The organism is Anaerotignum sp. (assembly GCF_031981185.1).
In the GTDB taxonomy this organism is placed as follows: Bacteria; Bacillota; Clostridia; order Lachnospirales; family Anaerotignaceae; genus Chakrabartyella.
Genome location: NZ_DALYUL010000002.1, coordinates 25,106 through 31,456 on the forward strand (window position 1 = coordinate 25,106; position 6,351 = coordinate 31,456).

General features: G+C 39.3%; 5 protein-coding genes and 1 pseudogene. 2 read left to right on the plus strand and 4 right to left on the minus strand.

Annotation, left to right across the window (positions count from 1 at the left end):
• The 3 genes and pseudogenes from RTK36_RS01095 to speD all read right to left on the minus strand — a co-directional run.
• Positions 1 to 264, minus strand: a pseudogene (locus RTK36_RS01095) (spermidine synthase); the annotation flags it as partial.
• Positions 257 to 1,696, minus strand: a complete 1,440-nt coding sequence (locus tag RTK36_RS01100) for an aminotransferase class I/II-fold pyridoxal phosphate-dependent enzyme (protein ID WP_312043793.1) — start codon at positions 1,694 to 1,696, stop codon at positions 257 to 259. The gene RTK36_RS01100 and the pseudogene RTK36_RS01095, both read right to left, overlap by 8 nt.
• Positions 1,697 to 1,710: 14 nt before the next feature.
• Positions 1,711 to 2,490: an adenosylmethionine decarboxylase gene (speD, locus tag RTK36_RS01105; protein ID WP_256149024.1), complete on the minus strand. Its 780-nt coding sequence runs from the start codon at positions 2,488 to 2,490 to the stop codon at positions 1,711 to 1,713.
• Positions 2,491 to 3,475: 985 nt separating this feature from the next.
• Here speD and RTK36_RS01110 point away from each other — a divergent pair.
• Together RTK36_RS01110 and tdh are read left to right on the plus strand one after the other, a co-directional pair.
• Positions 3,476 to 4,384 (plus strand): LysR family transcriptional regulator, encoded by a 909-nt coding sequence (locus RTK36_RS01110; RefSeq protein WP_312043465.1) that lies wholly within the window; start codon positions 3,476 to 3,478, stop codon positions 4,382 to 4,384.
• A 213-nt stretch (positions 4,385 to 4,597) separates the two neighbouring features.
• Positions 4,598 to 5,632, plus strand: a complete 1,035-nt coding sequence (gene tdh / locus RTK36_RS01115) for an L-threonine 3-dehydrogenase (RefSeq protein ID WP_312043467.1) — start codon at positions 4,598 to 4,600, stop codon at positions 5,630 to 5,632.
• Positions 5,633 to 5,863: 231 nt separating this feature from the next.
• Here tdh and RTK36_RS01120 read toward each other — a convergent pair.
• The coding region (locus RTK36_RS01120; RefSeq protein ID WP_312043469.1) for an ATP-binding protein at positions 5,864 to 6,351 on the minus strand (488 nt) is incomplete at its 5' end.

The window sequence follows — 6,351 nt, forward strand, 5'->3', positions numbered from 1 at the left end:
GCCGTCTCCAGCTCCAATGACTAATACCTTTTTTATCTCAGGATTCACCGCCATAGCAGTGTGCGTAATCATTTCATGATAAATAAATTCGTCTCGCTCTGTGAGCATCATAATGCCATCCAAAGTCAAAAATCGTCCAAATTCAGGAGATTCAAACACTGATATTTTCTGGTACTTACTTTCCTCATAGTGAAGCTGGTGGGAAACCTTTACAGAAAAACGCACATTTGGTGTGTGATATTCGCTATACCATAAATCATCCATTTTCTTCTCCTTTCCATACGTTCAACCTTGTAATATCCATACTTTCAGGCCCCGTAATGACACAGCCTTTTTCCTTGGCATATTGAATATAAGCAATAATTTCCCGGGTAATACGCTCCCCTGGGGCTAAGATTGGGATACCCGGCGGGTAGCACATAACAAACTCGGTACAAACCTTTCCGTCGCACTCTGCCAAAGGAAGGCTTATTTTGTCGGCATAAAAGGCTCTTTGGGGAGAGATGACAACGGTCGGACTAATGTATTCCGTATCCAACATATCTTTGTTGTCTTTTTTATAAATACGTCTAATTTCAGAAAGCGCACTGATAAGTCGCTCAATATTTTTATTTTTATCCCCTACTGAAATGTAGGCAAGAATGTTTCCCAAGTCACCAAATTCAATCTGAATGCCATATTCATCCCGCAGCAAATCGTATACCTCAATGCCCGCAAGCCCCAAATCCAATGTGTTCACAGAAAGCTTGGTGGTATCAAAATCAAATACACTGTCTCCGTTGATTAGTTCTTTTGAATAGGCGTAATAATCGCCAATGGCATTGATTTCATCTCTTGCATACTGCGCAAAATTCTTCACCTTTTCGAAGGTTTCCACTCCCCATAGGGCAAGACTTCGTCTGGAAATATCCAAACTGGAAAGCAATAAATAAGAACCGCTGGTGGTTTGGGTAAGGTTGATAATTTTTCTCACATAATTAGCGTTTATCCCCTTGCCACAAAGTAACAGGGAGCTTTGAGTTAGAGAACCCCCAGATTTATGCATACTGATTGCCGCCATATCCGCACCTGCCGCCATGGCAGAAATGGGCATGTCCTTCCCAAAATAAAAATGGGTGCCGTGGGCTTCATCTGCAAGAACCAATAGACCCTTTTCATGGGCAATTTCAGTAATCTGCTTTAAATCCGAGCAAATGCCATAGTAAGTGGGGTTATTCACCAAAATGGCTTTGGCGTTAGGATGCTCATCAATGGTTCGATTCACATCCGAAACTGACATTCCCAAAGCAATCCCTAGCTTTTTGTTCATTTGCGGATTAATATATACAGGTACAGCGCCGCACAACACCAAGGCATTGATTACACTTTGGTGCACATTTCTGGGTAAAATGATTTCATCCCCACTTTTTACACTGGATAGAATCATGGTCTGCACCGCAGAGGTTGTACCTCCCACCATGAAAAAGGCTTGCGCCCCGCCAAAAGCTTCCGCGGCAAGCTCCTCCGCCTCTTTGATCACGCTGACAGGATGACAAAGGTTATCCAAAGGCTTCATTGAGTTTACATCCACAGACATGCACTTTTCACCCAAAAAATCTGTTAGCTGCGGATTCCCCTTTCCGTGCTTATGCCCAGGAACATCAAAGGGCACCAATCGGTCATGCCGCATCCGTTCCAAGGCTTCCATCAAAGGCATTTTATTTTGATCCTTCAAGGCTTCACCTCCTGATATACATTTGTCCCACTAAATATTTCTATCATTTCCTGCCGCAAAGCGTTTGTGATATCCAAACGAATTTTGGGCGGAATTTCGTAAACATCGGAATTAAACAAGTAATTTTGCAATACCAAATCTTTAATTAGCATTTTGGTATGAAAAATATTAGACTGATAAATATTTACATCAATGGCGTCATATTTTTGGAGAATATCATTGTGGATATAATCCTGAATAGACGTAATGCTATGGTCTATAAACAGCTTTTGCCCCTTCATATTTCGAGTAAACCCTCTCACACGGTAATCCATGGTGATAATATCGGAATCAAAGCTACCAATCAAAAAATCCAGCGTAGATAAGGGTGTAATTTCCCCGCAAGTTGCCACATCAATATCCACACGGAAGGTTGCAATGGAGGTTTCCGGATGATACTCAGGATAGGTGTGTACGGTAACATGGCTTTTGTCCAAATGGGCCACGACGGTTTCGCCGCTTCTGGATTTTGCCATATTCACCTCAGCAATGAGAAACGTTACACTAGCACCCTGGGGCTCATAATCCTGTTTGGAAATATTCAGCACTGTAGCACCAATCATTTCCGTAAGCTTTGTTAAAATGGCAGTTAAACGCTCTGAATTATACTGCTCATTAATATATTTAATATAATCCTGCTGTTCCCTTGCCGTTTTGGCATAACAAATATCATAAATATTAAAGCTCAAAGATTTTGTAAGATTATTAAAGCCATATAATTTCATTTTATCTTCCATTCCGAACCCCCCAAACAAAAAAAGATGCACCACAGTATCCTATGGCACATCTCATAAATCGCTCAATGAATTAAGGCATACGCAAAAATCTAGACCTCTACCCTTACAGCAGAAAGATTCTCGCCTGTCGCCAAAATGTTTTCAGAGTCTATATAGTAAGAACTACTTTTACTACTCCTGCTATTGACCGTTTCACAAGTGTGTACCCTAGTACACTTGGTTATGAAGTAACCAACTGGCAATTGAGTTGCCAACTTATAAAAGTTGCGCTCTTAACGCAATCAATAATGTGGAATAAAATTCCACAATCGGCAGTTGACCCGGCTGTCCGTATGGCCTTGAGTTTCATTCGTAAACAAAACTGGTCAAAAGTGTTCTCGCTATATGCGATTGAAAACAGGTTTATTTTAATTCATAAAAATCGGTTTTGTCAATAGATTTGACAAATTTTTTTCTAATTTTAGGATTTCCAAATTTTAGCTTTAGACTTATCATTATATCCTCAAGTCATTTATAGTTAACATAATTTCCAAGCCATTTTATTTCTCAATTTGTCTAGCAGAATAAGGAGAACTAGCTCTTATTTTCGTTCATCCGCTACACTCATTTTTTTGTTATTTTCCATCACTATAAACAATTAAAATCAGATTTTATCTTAAATTTGAATAATCCACTAAAATTAAAACCATTCTCACGACATAGTAAAAAAACTCCATAGTAACAAAATATCCTTTATTTATTATCTCACAAAATATCCAAAATTTACGTTGTTGCTCACAAGTATTTTTTGTTAACATAACTTTAGATATTTTTCGACAAAAAAACTTTTTTAATTCTAATTTCATCCTTGTTATTTTGCAATTTCCATGAATTTCCTTCAATTTGCTTTTCGACAAACATGTCCCTGAAATACTGTTTTTCCATTTTCTTTGTGTTATAATAAAGATAAATAAAATTTATGATCCAAGACAAAAGGGGTATGGATATGCAACTTAAAGGGTTGGAATACTTAGAAGCAATCTATAAATATAAAAGTTTTACGAAGGCAGCTGAAGCGCTCTTTGTTTCTCAGCCTGCTATTTCAGCTGCAATTCGGAAACTTGAAGACGACTTTAATGTAAAGTTTATCATTCGAACCCCCAAAAAACTACTTTTCACCCCAGAAGGAGAGGAATTTACTGCAAAAATCATACCTATTTTGGAAGAATTGCGTTCCATTGAAAAGGATATGCTTGCAAAAAGCAGAAATCGAAAACAAATCCTACGCTTAGGGCTTTCCCCAACAGCCCCTCCCGATATTGTTCATCGAATATATCAATATTTTCTGCCTTCTTTAGAAGAAAATGAAGAGGTTTTTTTTGATGAAGGTGGCGCTTATTATCACATTGAGAAAATTTCCAACGGAGAAGTTGATGTTGCCATAAACGTAATTCCCGAAGATATTTCAGATTTTTCTGTTGCCTCCATCCCACTATACAGGCAAGAAATATGCCTTTTGCTAAGAGAAGACAGCCATTTGGCGAAATATGATAAAATTCCTATACAACTTCTAAACACAACCCCCATAACTAGCCTTGGTGCATCCTCTTATTTACCAAAGCGATTGGAAATGGAAGCCGCAAAAAGAAACATTCATTTAAAGGTGGTTTCAAAACATTTACATCAAACTAGTTATATTGAGGAGATTTTATTGGGCAATAGCTCCGGCATCATCAATGTGGATGGAAACCATATGTCCCGGGCTTTATATGCCCACAAAGCACTGGTCACAAGGCCATTTCAGGAGCCTATGTATCTGCAAATCGGGATTCTATATCAAAAGAATGGCCATCTCCAGCCATTAACCAAAAGGATTCTTGATTTCATTGAAAATGCAGTAAAAACATCAATATAATTTACAGAAAAGACCCCAAAATGTATGAAGCGCTTTGGGGTCTTTTGTATTTAGAAATAAATATTGTTACAATATGAAACTTTGATTTCTAACGATAAAAGAAAGTTATCTTAAGACAAAAATTATGTATTGTACAAAACAGTGTACTTATCATAAAATGAAATCAAATAAATGTGCTATTTTCTCATTTTTTTATACTAAGGAGGAAACACTATGTCACAAATGATGAAATGTGTAGTGAAAGAACGACCCGAAGTTGGTGCATTGGCTCTTACAGAAAGACCCATTCCAACTTACGGTGCCAACGACATTCTGGTCAAGGTGAAGGCGGCGGCAGTTTGCGGAACCGATGTTCATATTATGGAATGGAATGAATGGTCCCAAAAACGCATTAATCCCCCCACCATTATCGGCCATGAGTTTGCAGGAGAAGTGATTGCAGTGGGTGATCATGTAACCACAATCAAAATCGGTGATTTAGTTTCAGCAGAAACGCATATTGTCTGTAATTCCTGCTCCTTGTGTCACAATGGCAACGAGCATGTTTGCCCCAATACAAAAACCATCGGTGTGGCGCGAGATGGCTGTTTTGCAGAATATATTTCAATTCCGGCTGAAAATGCCATTGTTTACGATCCATCCACTCCTGTAGAAATCGTGTCAATTATGGAACCCTTTGGTGTGGCAGTTCATGCCGCAATGGAATTCCCTGTTGCCGGAAAAACCGTTTTAGTCAACGGTTGCGGCCCCATTGGTGTTATGTCCATCGCAGTTGCAAAAAAATGTGGTGCTGCCAAGGTATTTGCCGTAGAAATCAACAAACAGCGGGGGGAGTTGGCTCTGAAAATGGGTGCTGACGAAGTTCTGAACCCCATGGAAGTTGATGTGGTAAAAGAAATCAAAGCAAAAACTGCGTATGGTGCAGAGGTAGTTATCGAGTTCACTGGTAACATCCGAGCAATCAAAACAGCCATTGAATGTATGGCACCTGAAGGCAAAATGGCAGCAGCCGGTCTACCTGATGGCTCCGTTGATTTTAACTTCTCTGAATTTGTTTACAGCGGAAAAGTTATCAAGGGCATTGCCGGAAGACTAATGTATAAAACATGGGAAGATGCAAAGGGCCTAATTGCTGGCGGATTAGACCTTTCCCCTATAATCACCCATACACTGCCTTTGGAGGAATTCCAAGAAGGTTTACGTTTAATGAAAAGCGGAGAATGCTGTAAAGCGATTTTAATTCCGTAATTTTTATGTACTTCTCCTTACCGTTCAGATAAATAAATATTCTACAACAGTTAGAATACAACAGTTAAGGGTGTCGATTTTATCGACACCCTTTCAGTTTCTTACAAGGTTTCTACAAGTTAATCCTTACTGCAATCAATCATCTTGAAATGCCTATTCTCCTATGATAGCAATAAAAACTAGTATCTCGTGAAACGCAAATATAAGAGATTTAAAGACTTCCTCTTATCGCTATTGCACCTCAACTTCATCTTCTATAAAAGGCTCTTCTCCATCTTCCCAAAGGGGCATACTAACGATTGCCTTAAATAAGTCTCCATCCACCTTAATGCCGAAGGTACCTCCTTGTGCTTCCGCCAAGCTCTGTGCGATGGAAAGCCCCAGTCCCGAGCCTTCGGTGGTTCTGGAAGCATCCCCCCGAACAAATCGATCAGTCAATCTGGTTTCATCAAAATCAATAGGGGTGGCAGAAATATTTTTCATAACCAAAATCCCCCGTCCTTCCGCTTGAAAAATATCGATATACACACGAGAGTCAGGCATCGAATATTTTACCGCGTTGGAAACTAAATTCTCCAAAATCCTCCATAAATGCCTGCCATCAGCGGAAATGTATAACGGCTCAAGACAGCTTACCTTCACTTCAAGTCCAGCAGCCTCAATTTTCTCCTCCAGTTCTCCAATGGCCTGCAACGTAATTTGCCGATAATCTATTTTCA

Coding starts and splice junctions, on each gene's coding strand:
- RTK36_RS01100 (WP_312043793.1), bottom strand. CDS start 1,696: ATGCCTTTGATGGAAGCCTTGGAACGGATGCGGCATGACCGATTGGTG.
- speD (WP_256149024.1), bottom strand. CDS start 2,490: ATGGAAGATAAAATGAAATTATATGGCTTTAATAATCTTACAAAATCT.
- RTK36_RS01110 (WP_312043465.1), top strand. CDS start 3,476: ATGCAACTTAAAGGGTTGGAATACTTAGAAGCAATCTATAAATATAAA.
- tdh (WP_312043467.1), top strand. CDS start 4,598: ATGTCACAAATGATGAAATGTGTAGTGAAAGAACGACCCGAAGTTGGT.